Source organism: Paraburkholderia sp. CNPSo 3274, from assembly GCF_024206475.1.
In the GTDB taxonomy this organism is placed as follows: Bacteria; Pseudomonadota; Gammaproteobacteria; order Burkholderiales; family Burkholderiaceae; genus Paraburkholderia.
On record NZ_JAMBPR010000214.1, the window covers coordinates 1 to 1,288 of the forward strand.

Sequence of the window (1,288 nt, forward strand, 5' to 3'; positions counted from 1 at the left end):
TGCATCGGGACCAGCTCCTCGACCTCGCGAACATCCATGGCGACGGCACGACCACAGCGGCAAAGAAAGGCGGCGACAACCTGGGCTACAGCGGGCACAAGCATCTGAAGGGCGACAAGGTGGTGGCCTTCTGCGATCGCAACTGCAACATCATCGCGCCATTCGTGACGGCGCCGGGCAATCGCAACGAATCACCCCTGCTGCGTGACGCGCTACCCAAACTCACCGCCATGGCGCGCGCCATTGGTGCGAACCTGCAGGACTCAACCGTCAGTCTGGATGGCGTCTACGACTGCCGCGAAAACCGCCGTGCGATCTTCAACCGCGGCATGAGGCCCAACATTCCCGAGAACCCGCGTGGGCGCAAGGCACCGAAGCGCGGTCGCAGACGGCATTTCGACGCGGCCATCTTCGCGGAGCGCTTCAGCACCATCGAGCGCGTGTTCGCCTGGGAGGACACCTTCCGCCGCCTGCTGCTGCGCTTCGAACGCATCAGTGCCGTGCACTACGCGCTCAAGACGCTCGCCTACACGATGATCAACCTGAGGCACTACTGCCGCAGCTGATCGCGGCCCTCAGGGCGGCCTGTCGCTACTTCGCCGGCGCATTGCGCCATGGCCGCGCGCGTCGTTACCATGTCGATCACTTCGCAAATCAGACTTCCGCTTCGCGTTGCCTGTCTTGCCAACTCATGCATTTCATGAAACATATGCATTACTGATCAAATGCAACTTCAGTCTGCTTGAAACCCGTAATCAGTTGTCAAAGATATCACTGCGCCCGCAGTCTGGGAGGCCGTCCTGTCTGCTTGATGAGTTATCCTCTATATAACAACAATCTCGTATACACCGCCTATTTGCACCAGAGTCCCCTTATCGAGCTTCGGTCCGATTCGCCAGCACTTCGCGCGCAAGCGACATTCACTGCGTGCATCACTCTATCGCAAACAGCTCGCCGCACGCTTTGCCGGCGTGGCATCGCTTCTCTCACCCAAGTTCCGTCCAATTTCTGGGCAAATGCACGTCCTGTACGCTCTTGCGTCTCGAATACCTTAACGTGACAACGCCGTGCGCTTGGGCCATTCGTGAAAATCTGAACAGAGCGTAGCGGAAGCGCTACGGATCTCCGGCTGCGGAACGCACCTGAAGGCACTATAATCAAGCAAACTATGCGCCACCGGTTCCCCAGCTTGAAATCACAAGAATAGCCGACGATGCACGATCAATTGTGTGAGTGGTCGTCCTGTTTGTCCAACTCCCGACGACGTATGTCGACATTGTCACGTTAG

General features: G+C 58.2%; 1 protein-coding gene and 1 pseudogene. Both read left to right on the forward strand.

The window, feature by feature from the left end; translation table 11 throughout:
* Positions 1–566, forward strand: a 566-nt coding sequence (locus M3I54_RS44270; protein WP_254346713.1) for a transposase, incomplete at its 5' end; no start/stop codon positions are given.
* Positions 567–869: 303 nt separating this feature from the next.
* Positions 870–968: pseudogene (locus M3I54_RS45275) on the forward strand (IS6 family transposase); the annotation flags it as partial.
* Positions 969–1,288: the final 320 nt, after the last annotated feature.